Genomic DNA, 1,425 nt, shown 5'->3' on the forward strand with positions numbered 1-1,425 from the left:
CCCCCCATCCACCATCTCGCCGCCGCCGGCGTGTCCTGGCGCATCCTGATCGACGACCTCGCCACCGCCTGCGACCATATCGCCCGCGGCGAGCCCGTCATCCTGCCGCCCGCCACCCCGCCGGGATCCTGGGCCCGCCGGCTCCTCGCCTGCGCCGGATCGCGCGCGCTCGCGGCCGAGCTCGACCATTGGCGCGGCCTGGACGACGCCGCCGCCGCGAGGCTGCCGGGCGCCGCGCCGGCGCAGCCTGACACCGTCGCCGAGACCGTCGCCACCGGCGTCGAGGAGGTGCTGGTGCTCGACGCCGACACCACCGCCGCCCTGCTCGGCCGGGCCGGGGCGGCCTACCGCACCCAGGTCAACGACCTCCTGCTCGCCGGCCTGGTCCGCGCCGTGGCGCAGTGGCGCGAGGCGGCCGGCGAGCACGCCGGCGCCGGCCTGCTGCTGGAACTCGAAGGCCATGGCCGCGAAAGCCTCGCCGAGGCCGAGGCCGAGCTGGATCTTGGGCCCGCCCTCGACCTGTCGCGCACCGTCGGCTGGCTCACCAGCGCCTTCCCGGTCCGTCTGCCGGGCGGGCCACGCGACGACGACGCCGCGCTGATCAAGGGGGTCAAGGAGGCGCTGCGCCAGGTGCCGCGCCGCGGCCTCGGCTTCGGGGTGCTGGCCGCCCACGGCCCGGACCACGTGCGCGCGACGCTGGCGGCCCTGCCGGCGCCGCAGCTCAGCTTCAACTATCTCGGCCGCTTCGATGCCAGCCTCGGCGCCGCCGCCCCGGTCGCCCTCGCCCCGGAAAGCGCCGGACCGACCCGGTCCGGCGACGCGCCGCTCGGGCGGGCGCTCACCATCAACGCGGGCGTGCGGGACGGCTGCCTGCAGGTCGCGTTCAGCACCTCGCGCCTGCGCTACGACCGCGCCACGATCGCGCGGCTGTCCGCCGCCTACGGCGACGCCTTGCGGGCGCTGACGGCGCATTGCCTGGACGGCGCGGCGGGGCTGACGCCCTCCGACGTGCCGCTGGCGGCCTTGGCCCAAGCGGACCTGGACGGGCTGGGGCTGGACTGGGCCGAGGTCGACGACCTCTACCCGCTCACCCCGATGCAGCAGGGCATCCTGTTCCACGCCCTCGACGCCGAGACCAGCCCCGAGGCGCGCGGCCTCTACCTCAACCAGGTCGCCGTCACCGCCTCGGGCCTCGACCCCGACCGCCTGGTCGAAGCCTGGGCCGCCGTCAGCGCCCGCCACCCCGTCCTGCGCTCCGCCATCCTGCGCGCCAACCTGCCCGGCACCGTCCCGGGCGGCGCCCTCCAGGTCGTCCTCCGCAACCCCGCCCTGCCGGTCACGAGCGAGGACTGGCGCGACCAAACCCTCCCCGAGCCCGACCTCGACGCCCGCCTCGACGCCCGCGCCGCCGCCGAGCGCGAGCGC

At 77.3% G+C, this 1,425-nt stretch carries 1 protein-coding gene; it reads left to right on the forward strand.

Features of this window, described 5'->3' with window-relative positions; genetic code table 11:
- Positions 1 to 1,425: condensation domain-containing protein (locus VP06_RS33035; RefSeq protein WP_048468061.1), on the forward strand; the 1,425-nt coding region annotated here is incomplete at both ends.

It is taken from the genome of Methylobacterium aquaticum (assembly GCF_001043915.1).
GTDB lineage: Bacteria > Pseudomonadota > Alphaproteobacteria > Rhizobiales > Beijerinckiaceae > Methylobacterium > Methylobacterium aquaticum.